This window comes from Kitasatospora sp. NPDC051170, from assembly GCF_044455705.1.
GTDB lineage: Bacteria > Actinomycetota > Actinomycetes > Streptomycetales > Streptomycetaceae > Kitasatospora.
The window spans coordinates 290729-308128 of the sequence record NZ_JBITFA010000007.1 but is presented as its reverse complement, the minus strand read 5'-3'; the positions used below and the strand labels follow the sequence as shown (position 1 = coordinate 308128).

Genomic DNA, 17400 nt, shown 5'->3' with positions numbered 1-17400 from the left:
GGCGGCCGCGCAGCGTTCTACGATCGTCGGATGAGCACTGCTGCGGAGCCTTCGACCGATCCCCGGCTCGCCACCCACCGGCGGGTCGCCGCGCGGCTGGACCAGCTGAGTGACCGGCGGCTCGCGGAGCTCGTCCGGTCGGTGCCGGTGGCCTCCGGGATGGGCGGCCGTACGGGTGCGGCCGAGGTGGACGGCACGCCGGTCTTCGTCAAGCGCATCCCGCTGACGGACCTCGAACTGCGGCCCGAGCACCTGCGCTCGACGGCCAACCACTTCGGCCTGCCGCTGTACTACCAGTACGGCTTCGGCTCCAGCGGCTTCGGCGCCTGGCGGGAACTGGCCGTGCACCTGATGACCACCCACTGGGCGCTCGGCGGCGAGTACGACGGCTTCCCGCTCACCCACCACTGGCGCGTCCTGCCGGACACCCCGTTCGAGGGCTTCGCCGACGAGTTCGGCGGCATCGACGGCGCCGTCGCCCACTGGGGCGGCTCACCGGCCGTCCGCACCCGGCTGGAGGCGATCGGGCGGGCCACCCACAGCGTGGTGCTGTTCCTCGAGTACGTGCCGGGCACCCTCGGCTCCTGGCTCCACGAGCACGGCGCGGCCGCCCTGCCCTGGGTGGAGGAGGAACTGGCGCGCGGTACGGCCTTCCTGCGCTCGCGCGGGCTCGTCCACTTCGACGCGCACTTCCACAACCTGCTGACGGACGGGCGGCGCGTCCACTTCGCGGACTACGGGCTCGCGCTGAGCTCCACCTTCGAACTCGACGCGTCCGAACGGGAGTTCTTCGCCCTCCACCGCGACTACGACCGCCACTACGTGCTGAGCCACCTGCTGCGCGACAACCTCCTCGCGGGGACCGACGCCGACGCCTTCCTGAGCGACTGGACCACCGGCCACCGCCCCGAGGGCCTCGCCCCCGAGGCGGCGGCCGCGATCGACCGCCACGCCCGGACCGCCCTGCTGATGGGCGGGTTCCACCGCCGCCTGCTGCGCGGGAGCAGGAGCACGCCGTACCCCGCGGCAGAGCTCGAACTCGTCCTCCGGTAGCGGTAGCGGTATCGGTATCGGGGCTACACCGCCGGCCGTGCGAGCCCGGCCTCGTCGAGGAGGCGGTGCAGGCGCTCGGCGGGCAGGCGGGGGTGGGCGGCGGCGCCCTGGGCGTGGGTGGGGTCGTCGAGGAGGCGGTCGAGGAGGTCGAGCGGCAGCAGGGGGTTGGCGGCGGCCGCGCGGCGGACGTGGTCGTCCGGGTCGGTGAGGAGGGGCAGGGGCGGCTCGGGGAGGGTCGGGTCGGCGGCGGCCAGGGCGCGGACCTCGGGGGCCTCGTGGGTGAGCAGGTGGCTCAGGCCCGTGCGGGGCAGGCGGGGGAGGGTGAGCAGGTGGGCGCGCTGGCGGGGCAGGGCGAGGAAGGCGTCGAGGAGCAGCGCGGGCGGCGCCAGGGGGTGGTTGCAGGCCAGCAGGTGGCGCACGTCCGCGTCCTGGTCCCCGGCGAGGCGGTGCACCCACGGCTCGGGCAGCCGCGCGCAGGTCGCGGCGACGCGGCGCAGCACGGGGTGCGGGGAGGCGGCGCACTCCTCGTACCAGGCCGTCTCCGGCTCGTGGTGCATCTCGCCCGCCGGGCCGAGGCAGTCCGCGTCGTGCCCGAGGACCCGGTCGATGGCGGCGCGCTGCGGCCAGGTGCGCGGCAGCGGCTGGAGCCGCGCCCGGGTGCGGACGGCGTCGTCCGGGTCGTCCGCCAGCTCGGCCAGCAGCGCGGGCGTGAGGTCCGCGCGGGCGGCGACGCGCTCGCGCACCCTCGGGTCGGCCTCCCGGGCGAGGCGGGGGAGCGTCTCGGCGGGGGTGTGGGGGTTGGAGGCCAGGGACCACAGGTCGCGGCCCTCGGTGAGGCAGCGGGCGGCGACGGCGGGGGAGATGGCGTAGTTGACGAGGATCAGGTGGCGGGCGTGGCAGTCCTGCTCCGGGAGTTCGGCCTCCATGGCGGCCGGGTCGAGGGTGCGGCTGTTCTCGCGCGCCGCCTCGGCGACGGCCGGGTCGGGGTCGGCGAGCAGCGCGGCGCGTTGCTCGGGTGTCAGCCGGAACCAGGGCCAGGCGGCCTGGCGCCGCAGTACCGGGTTCGGGTGGGTGGCGAGCCCGCGACGGAAGGCCGGGGGGACCTGCCCGGAGCTCACCAGCTCCGAGGCGACCTCGGCCGCCGACAGCATCTGCCCGTCGGGGAAGTCCTCGTCCCGGGCCGTCAGCAGCGCCTCCAGCACGGCGTCGGGCAGCGGCGTCGCCGCCCCGAACCACCGGGGCCTCGGCCCGCTCGCGAGGGCGGCGCGCACCATCGACTCCGGATCGCTCGCCAGCCGCCCGCGCTCCTCGGGCGCCGCCCACCGGTTACGGGCGAAGCGCCCCCGCACCGGCGGCTCCGGGTGCGCGAGCACAGCCTCCACCACCTCCGCCGGCAGCGCCCGTTCCCCGCACAGCACCGCCCACGCCGCGCGCCCCTCGGGCGCCAGCAGCCGCAGCAGCACCTCGGCGGGCGCACCCGGGTTGGCGGCCACGCCGCGCAGCCGGGCCTCGGTGAGGGCCTCAGTGAGGGAGTCGGAGATCATCGGACCAGTCTGACAGTCGGCCGTCCCCGCCCGAACCTGTGGTCGCCCGTTGCCGAGGCTGCCCACACCCCTGGCGCGCGATCACTCGTCGGGATCGTAGAAGGCAGGGCCGCTGTCATCCTCGCCGGCGCTCTGTGGGCCCGGGTCCCGGAGCCCGGGCCGCCGGAAGGCGTCACGCAGCGCGGGTCGAGGGGACGGGGGGCAGTTCGCACAGCGGATCGACGTACAGCAGCGTCCACCCGCCGTCCGCCCGGTCCACCAGCGCCTCCGGCGCGGACACGGCCGCAGCGAAGCCGGGTATCGAGGCGCCGCCCGCACCGAGGGTCGCGCCGTGCTCGTCCCCCCAGTAGCAGGGCACCGTCTCGGCCTCCGGGAACCGGGCCAGCAACTCGCGCGCGACCAGCTCGAACAGCGGGTCGTAGCCGTCCCGCCGCACTCCGGTGCCGTGCACGAAGAGGAACCGCACCCCGCCCCGCCCCCTCCCGTGTGCCCGGCCAGGGACAGCACGATAGCGCTGCCGGGGGCGGCGGGCGGCGGCTCCGGCGAATTCAGGCGTAAGTGACCTGCACGGTGGTGCCCTTGGGAGCGGTGGTGCCCGGCGCGGGATCCTGTTTGGCGACGGTGCGCCCGGGCGCGGGCACGGCGTAGGACGGGTCGGCGGACACCAGTTTCAGCGTGGTGGTGCTCAGGACCCGCATCGCGTCCTCGGAGGTGCGCCCGAGGAGGTCGGGGATGGTCTCCGTGCCCATGGAACTGGTCAGCAGATCGTGCGCCTGGTCGGTCGACTTCGACGAGAAGAAGAACGCCGTCGCCGCACCGACCGCCGCTCCGAGCGCCCCGACCAGTCCGCTACGGATCGTCGAGTCGTTGACGGCGAACGCGAGCACCCCCGAGAACAGCAGCCCGGAGATGAGCGACAGCGCGATCCAGCTGCGCGCCACCCCGCTGCCCGGCGCGTTCTTCACAGGAGTGGTCAGCCAGAGGATCAGGCCGATCACCAGGATCACCGCGGCGATGATCACCAGCGCGGTGAGCGTCTCCCCCCAACTCAGCACACTCGGCCCCGCCGGCGTACCACCGGTACCGGGCGACGGGGACGGTTCAGGCGTGGCCAGAAGCACGGCAGCCTCCGGAAAACGATGACAGTGGCCCCTTGGCGCTGCTGCCTTTACTCCATTCGAGCACACCCCTGCGCCCCCGACCACCGGGAGCCGCGGCCGGGCGACACGCGGGCAGGAACGTGCCTGCGTGGGGCGGGAGGCCGGGCCGGGTGGGATGGGGCGCGATCGTGCGGCGTTCTCGGAGGAGGCAGGGATGGAACCGACGATGATGGACGACCGGCCGGTGCGGGTGCTCGACGTGTCGGGCCCGGAGTACCGGCGGGCCTTCGAGCTGTTCCTCGCCGGGACGGACGAGAAGCCGCTCACCCACGCCCGGCTGGGCGAGGTCGTGGCCGCGCTGCCGCACCGGCGGGTGCTGCTGGACGTCGGGGCGGGGGAGGGACGCACCACGGCGTACCTGGGGCGGTCCTTCGAGCGCACCGTCGCCGTCGAGCCCAGCGCCGCCATGCGGGAGAAGCTGCGCGCCGTCTGCCCGGAGGCGCTGGTCCTGCCGGAGCCGATCGAGCGCGCCGAGCCGCCGGAGCCGGCCGACCTGGTGCACCTCTCCCACGTGCTCTACTACGTCCCCGAGGCGCAGTGGCTGCCCGTCGTCACCCGCATCCGCTCCTGGACGGCGCCAGGCGGCACGCTGCTGGTCGTCCTGCAGAACCCCGACAGCCCCTGCATGCGGATGGCCGCCCACTTCACCGGCGCCCGCTACGACCTGCGCCCCCTCGCCGCAGCCCTGCGCGACCGCCACCCCGGGGACGGCCTCGCCCTGGAGACCCTCGGCCTGCGCTACCGCGCGCGGAACCTGGACGAGGCGGTGGACGTGGCCGAGTTCATGGTCAACGTCGCCGACCTCGCCACCATGGACCCCCGCCCCACCCGCGCCGCCCTGACCGCCTACGTCCAGCGCAACTTCGCCCAGCCCGACGGCACTTACGCCATCGGCCACACCCAGGACATGCTCACCCTGCGCCGCGGTCCCTCGGACTGACGCGGCTCCCGGGCTCCCCACCACCCGGCCTGAGCCGTTCGGGTGAGGTGTGCGCGCGGCGTCGGTGTCCGGGCGCCGGGGCTGCGTAGTGTTCTCCGTGTTGCCACGGTGGAGTGGCCGAGCGGTGAGGCAGCGGCTTGCAGGGCCGTTTACATGGGTTCGAATCCTATCTCCACCTCTTCTTCCTCACCCGGGCGGGTGAGTGCCGCGCGGGGGCGCGGGCGGGGGGTTCCGGCGGGGGAACGGCGGGTTGTGGGGGGTCTCGGGGCTTCATGAGGCGGGGTTCTCGGGCGGCGCGCGGGGGCGGGGGCTCGTAGCGTCCGGGCAGAGGGCTGTCGTGCTCTCTCCGGCCCGGGTTGCGCGGCCGGGAACCCCGACCGAGGAGGCACCATGGATGCCGCCCGAACTCCGACACCGTCAGAAGGGGCCGCGGCCGTGCCCGTGGCCGCTGCGGCGGGTGCCAGGCCCGTCTGGTCCGCGCCCGCGGTGGAGTGCCACCGCACGGGTGCCGAGGTCACCGCGTACGCCGGACGGGCCTCGACGTGGCGCGACCGCTGAGCCGTGAGCGGTTCGCGGCCAGGCTGCACGAGCTGCGCGGACGGTACTGGGACACCCACCCGTTCCACCTGCGCCTGCACTCCGGTGGCTGCACGCCACCGGAGTTGCGGCGCTGGGTCGCCAACCGGTGGTACTACCAGCTCTGCCTGACCCGCAAGAACGCCGCGATCATCGCCAACTGCCCGCTGCCACAGGTCCGTCGGGCCTGGGCGGGCCGGCTCGCCTACCAGGACGGGACCGGCGCGGAAGGCGGGCTGGCGGACTGGCTGGTGCTCGCCGAGGCCGTGGGCCTGGAGCGCGAGGAGGTGCTGGACGAGCGGCACGTCGCCCGCGGGGTGCGCTTCGCCGTGGACGGGTACCTGCACTTCTGTCAGACCAGGCCCTGGACCGAGGGCGTGGCCGCGGCGCTCACCGAGATGTTCTCGCCCGACCACATGGCCGACCGGGTCACCGCCTGGCGCGCGCACTACGACTGGATCGCCCCGGCCGGGTACGCCTACTTCGAGCACCGCATCCCCGTCGCCCGCGAGGACAGCGCCCGCACGCTGGAACTCGTCCTGGACCACTGCGTGACCGAGGCCCAGCAGCAGGCCGCCGTGGAGGCGCTGGCCTTCAAGTGCGAGGTGCTGCGGGCCATGCTGGACGCCGTCGACTACGGGCCGCAGCGGTGACCGGCGCCCCCGGGCTGCGCCCCGGCGTCCGGCTGGTGCACGACCCGGCGCGCGGGCGCCGCGCCCTGCTCCACCCCGAGGGCGTGCTGCTGCTCAACGACACCGCCGCCGCCGTGCTGCGCCACTGCGACGGGCGCCGCGACGTACGGTCCGTCACCGCCGCGCTCTCCGAGGAGTACGAGGGCGTGGACGGCGCCCAGGTGGCCGCCCTGCTCGCCGACCTGGCGGAGCGGCGGTTGCTCGCCCTCGACGGCGCCGGGGCGCCCGCGCTGGAGACGACGGCCGCCGCCCCGCCCGGCGGGCCCGTGCGCGCGCCCGCCCCGCTCGGGCTGATCGCCGAACTCACCTACCGCTGCCCGCTCCAGTGCACCTACTGCGCCAACCCCGTCGACCTGTCCCGCTACCGGGCGGAACTGGACACCGGCCAGTGGCTGCGCGTCCTCGAGCAGGCCCGCGGGCTCGGCGTGCTCCAGCTCCACCTGACCGGCGGCGAGCCGCTGCTGCGCCCGGATCTGGGGCAACTGATCGGCAGAGCACGGGAGTTGGGGATGTACACCAATCTCGTCACCAGTGGCCTCCCGCTGGCCGCCGGACGCGCCGAGGAGCTCGCCGGGGCGGGCCTCGACCACGTCCAGCTCTCGCTCCAGGACACCGACCCGCGCCGCGCCGACGCCGTCGCCGGGATCGCCGCCCACGACCGCAAGCTCGCCGCCGCCCGGCAGTTCACCGCCGCGGGCCTGCCGCTGACCGTCAACGCCGTGCTGCACCGAGGCAACCTGGCCCGGCTCGGCGCCATCGCCGACCGGGCGGTCGAACTGGGCGCCGACCGCGTCGAGTTGGCCCACGTCCAGTACTACGGCTGGGCCTGGCGCAACCGCGCCCACCTCGCCCCCGGCGAGGAGCAGGTCCGCCAGGCCGTACGGGACGTCGCCGCCGCCCGGGAGCGCCACGGCGGGCGGATCGAGATCGTGCACGTCGCCGCCGACCTGCACGACGGCACCGTCAAGCCCTGCATGAACGGCTGGGGCCGCGAGCAGCTCGCGGTCGCCCCCAACGGGGACGTGCTGCCCTGCCTCGCCGCCGCCCAGCTGCCCGGACCGGCCGTGCCCAACGCCGTCACCGACGGGCTGACGGAGATCTGGCACGACTCGCCCGCGTTCAACCGCTTCCGGGGCACCGACTGGATGCCGGAGCCCTGCCGCAGCTGCCCGCTGCGCGAGGTGGACCACGGCGGCTGCCGCTGCCAGGCCTACCAGTTCACCGGCGACCCGGCCGCGACGGACCCCGCCTGCCGCCTCTCTCCGGACCACCACCTGGTCACCGCGCCCGTCCTCGCCGAGACGGCCGCGCCGGCGCCCCGGCGGCTGAAGTCCCCGACGGAGGAGGTGGGGTGAGGATCAGGGTGCTCGGCACGGCCGCGGGCGGCGGCCTGCCGCAGTGGAACTGCGGCTGCGCCGAGTGCACCGCCGCCCGCCGCGGCGGTGAGGCCCGCAGCCAGGACTGCCTGGCCGTCAGCGGCGACGGCCGCGCCTGGTACCTGGTCAACGCCTCGCCCGACCTGCGGACCCAGCTGCTCGCCGCCCCCGAACTCGCCCCCGCCCCGGGCACCCGGGACACCCCGCTGCGCGGCGTCCTGCTGACCAGCGGCGAACTCGACCACACCCTGGGCCTGTTGACCCTGCGCGAGGCCTCCGGTTTCACCGTGCACGCCACCGCGCCGGTGCGCCACGCGCTGCACCACGCCTTCCCGGTGGGCCCGCTGCTGGCCGCCTACACCGGGGCCGACTGGCACACCGTCACCCCGGGCAAGCCCGTGGACCTCGAGGGCGGGCTGCGCGCGGAGGCCTTCGCGCTCGGCGGCAAGCGCCCCCGGTACGCGGCCCACCTGCCGGACCGCCTGCCGGAGCACCTGCCGGACCACCTGCCGGACCACGGAGACTGGGTGACGGGCTACCGCTTCACCGAGGACGGCACCGGCGCCTGCGCCGTGTACGCCCCGGGGCTGGCCGACTGGACACCGGCCATGGACGCCGCCGTGGCCGGGGCGGACGTGGTCCTGCTGGACGGCACCTTCGCCACCGCCGGGGAACTCGCCGACCGTACGGGCGGCGCCCGCCGCTCACCGGGCATGGGCCACCTCGCCGTCCACGACTCGCTGCCCCACCTCGCCCTCCGCCCCGGCCCCTGCTACCTCTACACCCACCTCAACAACACCAACCCGCTCGCCCGGCGGACCCCGCCCGAGGTGCTGGCGGCGGGCGCCGAGGTCGCGCGGGAGGGCGAGCTGATCGAACTGCCGTGAAACATCGGTGCCCCCGACCGGCGGGCGGTCGGGGGCACGATCACGGGCCTCAGGTCACTGGCTGCCGAAGCCCACGATGTGGCCGTCCCTGGTGCCGACGAAGACCCGGCCGCCGTCCGTCGCCGGCACCACGAACTTGGCCGCCGTGCCGATCGGGAAGGAGCGGCGCAGGTGCATGACGCCGTTGACGGGCAAGGCGTCGTACACCCGCAGCTCGCCGCCGACGCCGCCCGCGCCGGAGCCGGACCAGACCGCCCAGACCAGCGCGGAGGAGGGGCTCGTCCCGTTGGAGGTGACCACGGGGGAGCCGGAGCCGTAGCCGAAGCCCTCGTTGCTGGTCGCGACGCTGGTCAGGACCGGGACGCCGGAGCCGTTGACGCCGTACTTGAGCGCCCGCATCGGTGAGCGGCCGTTGCCGGTGTCGGTGGCGACGGTGTAGATGTAGCCCCCGCCACCGCCGAAGACGGCCGGGTGGCCCCAGATGCCCTCGAAGGGGCCGGCCATGCTGACCGGGTTGTCGGTGCCGTTCGGGCCCTGGCCCATGCCGCCGAGGTTGTCCCGGTCCAGCAGGAAGACCCGGCCGTCCTTGCCGACCTCGACCAGCAGGTGCGGGTGCGCGGTGGTGCCGAACCCGTTCGGCAGGGCCGTCGGCCCGCCGGAGCCGAGGTCGGTGTCGTTGCTGTCCATGGTCCGGTTGTTGGTGGGGCTGAAGAAGTCCCTGGCGCTGAGGCTGCCGTCGCTGTTGACGCCCAGCCGCACCACCGACTCGCCGAGGTGGGATGGCGGCTTGTTGCCGGGGCCCTGGCTCGGCGAGGCGCCCGTGCCTGCGCCGTTGCCGGTGGCGACGAAGATCCGGCCCGAGCCGTCCGAGACCAGCCCGCCGCCGCTCTGCCAGATGCCGCCCTCCATGGTGTCGGAGCCGGCCTCCGTGGTCCACAGGGTGACCTTGCGGGAGCCGACGTTTACGCCGGCGACCTGGCCGACGTACGGCTCGGTGTCGCAGTAGGAGGCGAAGGCCGCGTACACCGAGCCGTTCATCAGCAGCAGGCCGGGGCGCCCGTTGGCCGTCATGGGGTTGAAGGGGTGGCCGGGGCTGTTGGTCGGCGTGCCCTGGATGGTCACCGGCCAGCCCGTGCGCTCGGCGCCGGTGGAGGCGTTGAGCGCGTGCAGGTACCAGTGGGGGTGCTGGGCGTCCGGGCCGTCGTTGGCCTTGCCGAGGGTGTAGACGGTGTTGGAGGCGGGGTCGTACACCGGTGTGGCGGTGATCCCGGTGTGCGCGGCCGGGTCGTTGCAGTGGACGGTCGAGGTGGGCCAGGCCGGGCCGAGCTGGCGGGTCCAGTTGGTCTTCCCGGTGGCGGGGTCGATGCCGTAGACGTAGTTGTTCTCCGTCGCGGCGATCACGTTCGAGCCGGTGACCAGCGGCTGGGCCAGCACCGCGCCGTTCACCGGGGTGGACCAGCGCTGGCCGAAGGCCGAGGAGGAGACCTTGGAGGGGGAGAGGTTCGGCTCGCTCGCGTCCCATCCGGTGCGCTTGTTGTTGATCGAGACGGTGGGGTCGACGGCCTGCGCCGGTGCCGCGAAGCCGAGCAGCATCAGGCCCGCCGCCAGGGCGGCCCCCGGCTTCAGCCGGCGCATCACCCGGGTCCTCCTCCTCCCCTCTCCGCCTCGCCGGTGCGTGGGTGAACTGAGTCGCGTCATGTGATCCGCCCTGGTCTCCGGTTTGCCGTGGACGCCGAGTCCGGCCGAGGGCCCATTGTGATGACGCTCCGTCGATCGGCCGCGCACCTGCGGCGCGACGCGGCGACAGCTTCATGCGAGGGGAGCAGCGCGCCCGGCCGTCGGCGCCGCCGCGGAGAGCAGCCGGTGGCCGAGCAGGGTGCAGCTGTGCCGCACCGCGCGCCCGGCCCGTACGGTGCTCACCAGCCCGGCCCGGCGCAGCGCCCGGGCGTGCTCGGAGGCGCTGGCCGCCGAGATGCCCAGCTCGCGGGCGAGCTGACCGGTGGTCGGCTCGCGCAGCGTCAGGCGCAGGACGGCCGAGCGGGTCCGGCCGAGCAGGGCCGCCACCGGCTCGTCCGGGTCGGCGCCCGGGGCGGGGGACTCCTCGGCGAGGTAGGGCAGCGGGGTGAGCGCCGGGTAGAGCAGCAGCAGCTCCCCGTTCGGCAGCAGGCCGCACAGCGGCTCCCCGGTCCACTGCGCGGACGGCATCAGCAGCACGCCGCCGCCCTCCAGCCGGTAGTCGGCCTGCCGCGCGACGGCGATCTCCAGGGTGCCCTCGCGCCACCGGCTGCCCGGGTACAGGCCCGCCAGCATTCCGCGCAGCCCCTGCTCGCGCTGCACGCGCCAGCGCCAGGCGAGGTCGGTGTCGAAGCCGAGGCGCAGCCGGGACCAGGCCTCGTCGATCAGCACCGCGTGGGAGGCGCGCAGGCTGCGCTCCAGGTGCTGCCAGGCTTGCCGGTCCTCGTCCGCGAGGGCGCGCATCAGGGCGGTGACGGGCAGTCCGTTGCGGTGGATGCGGGTGAGCTCGCTGCGCACCAGGGTGTTGGCGGAGGAGCGGACGGCCTCCAGGCCGTGCTCCAGGCCGGGGGTGAGCGGGTCGAGGAAGAACGGGCCTCGGCCGCTGGGCGGGACGAGTTCGTTCAGCGGGGCGACGGAGCGGGCGGCCGCGGCGCCGAGCAGCCGGTGGCGGCGGGCGAACTCCGGGCCCACGTCGCGGCGTTGGAGCATGGCGACGGCCAGTTCGAGCTCCATCAGCGGCGCCGGGGCGTCCGCGAACCGGGTGCCGAGCAGGTCCTCGGCCGTGAAGTGGATGCGCAGCACCACGCCCCCTCCCACCCCTCCCCGTGCGCCCGGGCCTTTCGGCTGGGGCCGAAAGCATCGCGCCGGCGCGGCTCCGGCCCGACGATAACCGGTGCACGGCCGCGGGGGCAGTGGGCCCGCACGCGGCCGCCCCGACGTCCTGGAGGCTTCCCATGCGCCTGCGCCCGCACCTCACCCGCCCCGCCGCCCTCGCGGCGGCCCTCGCGACCTCCGTCCTGCTGCTGGCCGCCCCGGCCGCGCAGGCGGCCGGCTCCGGCTCCGACGACGGCTGGGTGCCGTACCACGGTCAGGACACCGACGCGCCCGCCGGGACGGTCTGTTCGTTCCACCTGCACATCACCCACGTGCTGGAGGGGGAGGAGACCAGGACCGTCGCCCGCTACCCCGACGGCTCCCCGGCGGAGGTCCTGTGGCGCGGCCCGCTCTTCCTGCGCTACACCAACCTGGACACCGGCGCCGAGACCGTACGCGACCAGAGCGGCGACGCCACCGAGTACCGCCTGCCCGACGGCAGCACCGTCTGGGAGGTGCCGGGCGACTCCCACATCTCCACCAGGATCCACCCCGGCAACCCGTACCACGCGCCCGGCGCCTTCGTCTTCAGCGGCGGTGCGGCCCTGCTGGTGCACCCGGACAAGAACGTCCAGGTCCTGGCGCAGAACCGGGTGGAGAACCTCTGCGAGACCCTCGCCTGACGCCCCGCGCCGGGGCCGGGCGCCCGCCACGGGGGTGCGGGCGGCCGGCCCCGGCCCGTCAGTCGCGGGCGGCGGCCGCCAGGCGGGTGTGGCGGCGGGTGGTGGCCTCGGTGGGGTCGAGGACGGGGACGGCGGCCAGCAGGGCCTTGGTGTACGGGTGCCGGGGCGCCTCGTAGACGGCGGAGGCCTCGCCCTGTTCGACGATCCGGCCCGCGCGCATCACCGCGACGCGGTGGCTCACCTCTCGGACCACGGCGAGGTCGTGGGAGATGAAGACCAGGGCGAGGCCGAGGTCGCGCTGGAGTTCGCCCAGCAGTTCGATCACCTGGGCCTGGGTGCTGACGTCCAGCGCCGAGACGGGTTCGTCGCAGACGATCAGGCGCGGCCGGGGCGCCAGGGCCCGAGCGATGCCCACGCGCTGGCGCTGGCCGCCGGAGAACTCGTGCGGGTAGCGGTGGTACCGGTCGGGGTCGAGGCCCACGCGTTCGAGGAGGTCGCCGACCCGGGCGCGGATGCGGCGCTCGTCGCGTTCGCCGGCGACGCGCAGCGGGTCGGCCACGGACTCGCCGATGGTGCGGCGCGGGTTGAGGGAGGAGACCGGGTCCTGGAAGACCATCTGCAACTCCCGTCGCAGCGGGCGCAGTTCCCTCTCCCCGAGGGTTCCGATGTCCCGGCCGCGGTAGTGGAGGCGGCCGCCGGTGGGCTCCAGCAGCCGGACGAGCATCCGCCCGAGGGTGGTCTTCCCGGAGCCGGACTCGCCGACCACGCCCAGGGTCTCGCCGGCCCGCACGGTCAGCGAGACGCCGTCCACGGCGGCCAGCGGGGCGGCGCGCCGGGCGAGACCGCCCCGGGTGGCGAACTCCCGGCGCAGGTCGGTGGCTTCGAGCAGGACCTCGCCCTCGGCGGGCCCGCTCGGGCCTTCGTGGGCCGCCGGCGCGTCGACGCGGGGGACGGCGGAGAGCAGGGCGCGGGTGTACGGCTCGCGCGGGGCGCCCAGCACCTCGGTGACGGGGCCGTGCTCCACCGCGCGGCCGTCCTTCATCACCAGGACGCGGTCGACGCTCCCGGCGACCACGCCCAGGTCGTGGGTGACCAGGACCAGTCCGGCCCCGGTCTCGGCGCGCAACTCGTGCAGCAGGTCGAGGATCTGGGCCTGGACGGTGACGTCCAACGCGGTCGTCGGCTCGTCGGCGACCAGCAGCCGCGGTTCGCAGGCCAGAGCCATCGCGATGAGCACCCGCTGGCGCATCCCGCCGCTGAACTCGTGCGGGCGCGAGCGCGAGCGCCGCGCCGCGTCGGCGATGCCGACCCGCTCCAGCACCTCGACGGCCCGGGCCCCGGCGGCCCGGCGGGAGACGGGCCGGTGCGTCCGGACGACCTCGGCGATCTGGTCGCCGACGGCGTAGTACGGGTCGAGGGCGGAGAGCGGGTCCTGGAAGACCATGGCGGCCAACCCGCCGCGCAGGCGCCGCAGTTCCTCGCCCTCGGCGGTGACGGCGTCGACGCCGGCGATCCGGACCGAGCCGCCGACGCGGGCGCCGGTGCCCCGGTGGAGGCCGAGCAGGGCGTGGGCGACGGTGCTCTTGCCGGAGCCGGACTCGCCGACGATGCCGAGGGCCTGGCCGTCCGTCAGGGTGAAGCCCAGGCCGTCGACGGCGCGCAGGTGGCCGTCGCCGACGGGGAAGTCGACGACCAGGTCGCGGACCTCGGCCAGGACGGGGCCCACCAGGACGGGGCCCAGGGGCTCGGGGCTCATGCGAGGACCACCCTTCGGTCGGTCACCGCGTAGAGCACGTCCGCGATGACGTTGGCGAGGACGACGGAGAACCCGGTGACGAGGGTGAGCCCGACGACGGTCGGCAGGTCGATCAGGCCGACGGAGGTGACGAGCAGCTTGCCGAGGCCCGGGAGGCCGAACAGCGACTCGGTCAGCACGGCGGACCCGAACAGCGATCCGAGGTCGAGGGCGGAGAGCGCGATCACCGGGGTGAGCGCGCCGCGCAGCGCGTGCCGCGTCACCAGCCGCCGTTCGCTGACGCCGTAGGCCCGGAAGGTCCGGATGTGGTCCTCGGCCAGGGTCTCCAGCATCGAGGAGCGGGTCAGCCGGGCGTACTTGGCGGACTCGAGGAGCGCGAGCGAGATCCAGGGGAGCAGCAGGCCCCAGAACCACTGCTGGGGGTCCTCGGTGAGCGGCACGTACGCCGGGAACGGCAGCCACTGGAGCTGGGCGCACAGGACGATCAGCAGCACCAGGCCCGTGACGAACACGGGGACGGAGATGCCCACCAGCGTCACCGCGGTCAGCAGGCGCTCGCTGAGCCGGCCCCGGCGCAGCGCGGCGACCAGACCGGCGCCGACCCCGAGGACCAGCCAGAGCACCATCGCGCCGAACGCGAGCGAGGCCGTCACCGGCAGCCGGGCGGTGATCATGTCGGTGACCTGTTCGCCGCTGCGGTAGGAGATGCCCAGGCAGGGGGCGGGGCAGTGCATCATGCCCGTCCCGGCGCTGAAGTCGCGGCCGGCGAGGACGCCCTGGAGGAAGTGGGCGTACTGCAGGTACACGGGTGCGTCGAGGCCGAGGCGCTCGCGCACCTGGTGGACCTGGGCGGGGCTGCACTTCTCGCCGCAGGCCAGCTGGGCCGGGTCGCCGGGGGCGATGTAGAAGACCGCGTAGACGATCACGGAGATGGCGAGCAGCACGCCGAGGGTGCCGAGGGCCTTGCGGAGCAGGAAGCGGGTCACGGGGTGGGCTCCTCGACGGGCGCCCGGTCGGCGGGGGTGGCGCCGCGCGCCGTGCCGACCCGCAGCCGGGAGGCCGCGCGGGGGTCGAGCTCGGTGCGGACGGCGTCGCCGAGCACGGTGAAGGCGAGCACGGTGGTGAACAGCAGCGCGGAGGGGAGCAGCACGTACGTCGGGTCCGCGCGGAACCAGGTGGTCGCGTTGGAGAGCATCTGACCCCAGGAGGAGGTCGGGGGTTTGACGCCCACGCCGAGGAAGGAGAGCCCCGCCTCGGAGATCACGTTGGTCGGCAGCAGCACCACCGCGTAGGTGATGACGGGCGCGGCCAGGGCGGGCAGCAGTTCCCGCCGGGCGATGCGCCAGGGACCGGCGCCGGCGAGGCGGGCGGCGGCGACGTGGTCGAGCTGCTTCAGGCTGAGCGTCTGCGCCCGGACCACCCTGGCGGTGCCGGACCAGCCCAGCAGTCCGATGACCAGGGTCAGCAGCAGCGGGCGGGGGAAGTCGACGGGGACGACGGCCATCAGCGCGATGGCGAGGACGAGCGAGGGCAGGGCGAGGAACACCTCGGTGGTGTTGCCGATGACCTGGTCGAGCAGCCGCCCGCCGAGGCCGGAGGCGAGGCCGAGCAGGACGCCGATGGTGACCTGGACGAGGGTGGCGCCGACGGCCACGAGCAGGGATATTCGGGCGCCGTGGACGAGGCGGGCGAACACGTCCCGGCCGGTGCCCGGTTCGACGCCGAGCCAGTGGTCGGCGCTGATGCCGCCCAGGGTGCCGGTGGGCACTCCGCCGGCCGCGGAGTCGAGCAGCTCGTTGTGGTAGCTGGTGGGATCCTGGCCCTCGATCGCGGTGAGCAGCGGTGCGGCCGCCGCGACGAGGACGAGCAGGACGAGGACGAGGCCGGCCGCGACGGCGGCGCGCCGCGCGAGCAGCCGCCGCCGGATCCGCGGCCTCCCGGCGGCCGGGGGCGCCGGGGAGGCCGCGGGGGCCTCCCCGGTGAGGGGTTGCGGTGGTGCCATGGTCGTCGGACCGATCCGATCCTTCCTTCGCCCTCGGCTACTTGACCGCGACCTGGGAGATGTCGAGCACCCCGGTCCAGTCGCTGATGACGATGCCGTGCACGTCCTTGCCGTACAGCCGCTTGTAGACGGGGTGGAACAGCGGGACGGTCAGGGCCTGGTCGCCGATGCGCTTGTCCAGGGCGCCCCAGAGCTTGGCGGCCTCGGCGTGGTCGGTGACCTTGTTGATCCGGTCGATCTCGTCGTTGACCGAAGGGTCGTTCAGCTGGGCGGAGTTGAAGTTGTAGCCGTCGGTGACGATCTGCCGGCCGTCGAAGATCGGGGCGAGGAACGGGCCGCCGGAGGGCCAGTCGGCGCCCCAGCCGGAGAGGAACAGGCCGGGCTCGGTGGTGACGGTGTGGATCGTCTTGGAGTACTTGGTGGAGTCCAGGGCCTCGAGCCGGACGGTGATCCCGGACGCCTTCAGGCCGTCCTGGACGGCGGTGGCGAGGTTCGGCCCGTAGCCCTTGCCGGACTCGGTGGAGTGGGTGAGCGTGATGGTCAGGCCGTCGGGGTAACCGGCCTCCTTCAGCGCCTCCTTGGCCTTCTCGGGGTTGCCGGTGGCGCCGGCCGGGAACGGGTCGTAGGGCGTGTACCCGAAGCTCTCCTGCTGGGGCAGATAGGTGGTCGCGGCCTCGGCGAGGGAGGAGCCGCCGGCGGCGTTGACCACCGAGGTGCGGTTGAGCGCGTAGGCGATCGCCTGGCGCACCTTGGGGTTGTCGAAGGGCTTCACCTTGGGGTTGAAGGCCAGGTAGTTGACGTAACCGAAGTGGCCGGTGCCGACGCGGGCGGCGAGGGCCTTGTCGTCCTTCACCTGGGCGAGTTCGGAGGGGCCGAGGTTGGTGTCGGTGGTCACGGCGGCCGCGTCGGCGCCGGTGCCGGCGGAGAGCCGCTGGTTGATCACCGCCGGGTCGAGGCCGGACTGGACGTCGACGGTGTCCGGGTACGCCTTGCGCTGGTCGTCGGTGGCCGCGGACCAGTTCGGGTTGCGCTCGAGGACGAGGTGGGCGCCGTCGTTCTCGTTCTTGACCACCTTGTAGGGGCCGGAGGAGACCGGGTGGTCCTGGTACTTGGTGCCGGTGTCCTTGGCCTTGGGGACGGGGGCGAACTGGGTCTGGGTGGCCAGGTACGGGAAGTCGCCCTCGGGCTTGTTCAGGTGGAAGACGATGGTCTTCTCGTCCGGGGTCTGGATGGCGTCCAGGCCGCGGCCGTCCTTGTACGGGCCCTGGTAGTCCGCGGCGCCGGTCAGCCAGTCCCTCAGGTAGGGGGCGCCGCCGGATAGTTCGGGGGCGAAGGAGCGCTCGATGCCGTACTTGACGTCGGCGGTGGTGATCGGCGAGCCGTCCTCGAACTTCAGGCCGTCCTTGAGGTGGTACGTCCACACCGACGCGCCCTCGGAGGGGGTGCCGGTGTCGGTGGCGAGGTCCGGGACGACCTTGGTGCCGGCCGCGCCGTCCACCCGGTTGCGGGTGGTGAGGGTGCGGAAGACCAACGAGGGCACGTTGCCACCGCCGGAGGTGTAGAGCCGCGCGGGGTCGAACTGGTCCTGCGGGTTCTGGTTGAGGACGGTGAGGGTGCCGCCCGGCTTCGGTGCCGCGTCCTTGGCGGGGCTCGCGCCGCCGTCGGCCTTCGGGCCGCACGCCGCGAGTCCGACGACCAGGGCGACGGTGACGGTCGCCGCGGCGAGGCGGCGCGGGGTGAAGGTCGTTCGAGACATGGCAGGGGAGCCTTTCGGTACCGGGACGGGCGTGCGTGCCAGGGCGTGCCGGGGCGTGCCGGAGCACGCGCGGCATCGCTCTTACGGCAGGAGGGGGCGGACGTCCCGGGGCAGCGCTCGGCGCAACGCGGCGGGGCGGGCCTGCG

16 protein-coding genes and 1 tRNA gene are annotated in these 17400 nt (G+C 74.7%); 8 read left to right on the top strand and 9 right to left on the bottom strand.

What is annotated here, in order from left to right:
• Nucleotides 1-30 precede the first annotated feature (30 nt).
• Nucleotides 31-1053: a protein kinase family protein gene (locus ACIBCA_RS17890; protein WP_396283836.1), complete on the top strand. Its 1023-nt coding sequence runs from the start codon at nucleotides 31-33 to the stop codon at nucleotides 1051-1053.
• A gap of 23 nt (nucleotides 1054-1076) precedes the next feature.
• Here the strand turns inward: ACIBCA_RS17890 and ACIBCA_RS17885 are convergent, their stop codons facing one another.
• The 3 genes from ACIBCA_RS17885 to ACIBCA_RS17875 form a co-directional block, all read right to left on the bottom strand.
• A complete protein-coding gene (locus ACIBCA_RS17885; RefSeq protein WP_396283835.1) occupies nucleotides 1077-2597 on the bottom strand; it encodes a hypothetical protein in 1521 nt (506 codons plus the stop codon).
• 172 nt (nucleotides 2598-2769) lie between these two features.
• Nucleotides 2770-3063 (bottom strand): hypothetical protein, encoded by a 294-nt coding sequence (locus ACIBCA_RS17880; RefSeq protein WP_396283834.1) that lies wholly within the window; start codon nucleotides 3061-3063, stop codon nucleotides 2770-2772.
• A gap of 82 nt (nucleotides 3064-3145) precedes the next feature.
• Complete coding sequence (locus tag ACIBCA_RS17875; protein WP_396283833.1) at nucleotides 3146-3718, bottom strand: PASTA domain-containing protein; 573 nt, start codon at nucleotides 3716-3718, stop codon at nucleotides 3146-3148.
• A gap of 193 nt (nucleotides 3719-3911) precedes the next feature.
• Between ACIBCA_RS17875 and ACIBCA_RS17870 the strand changes: the two genes are divergently transcribed.
• From ACIBCA_RS17870 to pqqB, 6 genes are all read left to right on the top strand, one after another.
• A complete protein-coding gene (locus ACIBCA_RS17870) occupies nucleotides 3912-4697 on the top strand; it encodes a class I SAM-dependent methyltransferase (protein ID WP_396283832.1) in 786 nt (261 codons plus the stop codon).
• Nucleotides 4698-4804: 107 nt separating this feature from the next.
• Nucleotides 4805-4875: transfer RNA gene (locus tag ACIBCA_RS17865), tRNA-Cys, on the top strand.
• Nucleotides 4876-5132: 257 nt separating this feature from the next.
• Nucleotides 5133-5255: a pyrroloquinoline quinone precursor peptide PqqA gene (gene pqqA / locus ACIBCA_RS17860; RefSeq protein WP_396283831.1), complete on the top strand. Its 123-nt coding sequence runs from the start codon at nucleotides 5133-5135 to the stop codon at nucleotides 5253-5255.
• Nucleotides 5240-5926: a pyrroloquinoline-quinone synthase PqqC gene (gene pqqC, locus ACIBCA_RS17855; protein ID WP_396283830.1), complete on the top strand. Its 687-nt coding sequence runs from the start codon at nucleotides 5240-5242 to the stop codon at nucleotides 5924-5926. Before pqqA ends, pqqC begins: the two co-directional genes overlap by 16 nt.
• Nucleotides 5923-7320, top strand: coding sequence for a pyrroloquinoline quinone biosynthesis protein PqqE (gene pqqE / locus ACIBCA_RS17850; protein WP_396283829.1), 1398 nt, complete (start codon nucleotides 5923-5925; stop codon nucleotides 7318-7320). Before pqqC ends, pqqE begins: the two co-directional genes overlap by 4 nt.
• Complete coding sequence (gene pqqB / locus ACIBCA_RS17845) at nucleotides 7317-8228, top strand: pyrroloquinoline quinone biosynthesis protein PqqB (protein WP_396283828.1); 912 nt, start codon at nucleotides 7317-7319, stop codon at nucleotides 8226-8228. Before pqqE ends, pqqB begins: the two co-directional genes overlap by 4 nt.
• Before the next feature lie 54 nt (nucleotides 8229-8282).
• Here pqqB and ACIBCA_RS17840 read toward each other — a convergent pair whose 3' ends face one another.
• Both ACIBCA_RS17840 and ACIBCA_RS17835 read right to left on the bottom strand, forming a co-directional pair.
• Nucleotides 8283-9863, bottom strand: coding sequence for a PQQ-binding-like beta-propeller repeat protein (locus ACIBCA_RS17840; protein ID WP_396283827.1), 1581 nt, complete (start codon nucleotides 9861-9863; stop codon nucleotides 8283-8285).
• Nucleotides 9864-10037: 174 nt separating this feature from the next.
• Complete coding sequence (locus tag ACIBCA_RS17835) at nucleotides 10038-11048, bottom strand: ArsR/SmtB family transcription factor (protein WP_396283826.1); 1011 nt, start codon at nucleotides 11046-11048, stop codon at nucleotides 10038-10040.
• A 149-nt stretch (nucleotides 11049-11197) separates the two neighbouring features.
• On the opposite strand from ACIBCA_RS17835, the gene ACIBCA_RS17830 reads away from it, so the two are divergent.
• Complete coding sequence (locus ACIBCA_RS17830; RefSeq protein WP_396283825.1) at nucleotides 11198-11740, top strand: hypothetical protein; 543 nt, start codon at nucleotides 11198-11200, stop codon at nucleotides 11738-11740.
• Between the two features lie 58 nt (nucleotides 11741-11798).
• Here ACIBCA_RS17830 and ACIBCA_RS17825 read toward each other — a convergent pair whose 3' ends face one another.
• The 4 genes from ACIBCA_RS17825 to ACIBCA_RS17810 are packed head-to-tail and all read right to left on the bottom strand — an operon-like array spanning nucleotide 11799 to nucleotide 17254.
• On the bottom strand, nucleotides 11799-13496 hold the full coding sequence (locus ACIBCA_RS17825) for an ABC transporter ATP-binding protein (RefSeq protein WP_396283824.1): 1698 nt from the start codon (nucleotides 13494-13496) through the stop codon (nucleotides 11799-11801).
• Nucleotides 13493-14482: an ABC transporter permease gene (locus tag ACIBCA_RS17820; protein ID WP_396283823.1), complete on the bottom strand. Its 990-nt coding sequence runs from the start codon at nucleotides 14480-14482 to the stop codon at nucleotides 13493-13495. The genes ACIBCA_RS17825 and ACIBCA_RS17820 overlap by 4 nt, the downstream gene beginning before the upstream one ends.
• Entirely contained in the window at nucleotides 14479-15498 is a 1020-nt protein-coding gene (locus tag ACIBCA_RS17815) for an ABC transporter permease (protein ID WP_396283822.1), read from the bottom strand. The genes ACIBCA_RS17820 and ACIBCA_RS17815 overlap by 4 nt, the downstream gene beginning before the upstream one ends.
• Nucleotides 15499-15535: 37 nt before the next feature.
• Nucleotides 15536-17254: an ABC transporter substrate-binding protein gene (locus ACIBCA_RS17810; protein WP_396283821.1), complete on the bottom strand. Its 1719-nt coding sequence runs from the start codon at nucleotides 17252-17254 to the stop codon at nucleotides 15536-15538.
• Nucleotides 17255-17400 lie beyond the last annotated feature (146 nt).

Bases quoted from the DNA above. Each gene is read 5' to 3' on its own strand.
- ACIBCA_RS17825 (WP_396283824.1), bottom strand. From the start codon at position 13,496: ATGAGCCCCGAGCCCCTGGGCCCCGTCCTGGTGGGCCCCGTCCTGGCC.
- ACIBCA_RS17810 (WP_396283821.1), bottom strand. From the start codon at position 17,254: ATGTCTCGAACGACCTTCACCCCGCGCCGCCTCGCCGCGGCGACCGTC.
- ACIBCA_RS17890 (WP_396283836.1), top strand. From the start codon at position 31: ATGAGCACTGCTGCGGAGCCTTCGACCGATCCCCGGCTCGCCACCCAC.
- ACIBCA_RS17870 (WP_396283832.1), top strand. From the start codon at position 3,912: ATGGAACCGACGATGATGGACGACCGGCCGGTGCGGGTGCTCGACGTG.
- ACIBCA_RS17815 (WP_396283822.1), bottom strand. From the start codon at position 15,498: ATGGCACCACCGCAACCCCTCACCGGGGAGGCCCCCGCGGCCTCCCCG.
- ACIBCA_RS17885 (WP_396283835.1), bottom strand. From the start codon at position 2,597: ATGATCTCCGACTCCCTCACTGAGGCCCTCACCGAGGCCCGGCTGCGC.
- ACIBCA_RS17830 (WP_396283825.1), top strand. From the start codon at position 11,198: ATGCGCCTGCGCCCGCACCTCACCCGCCCCGCCGCCCTCGCGGCGGCC.
- ACIBCA_RS17840 (WP_396283827.1), bottom strand. From the start codon at position 9,863: ATGCGCCGGCTGAAGCCGGGGGCCGCCCTGGCGGCGGGCCTGATGCTG.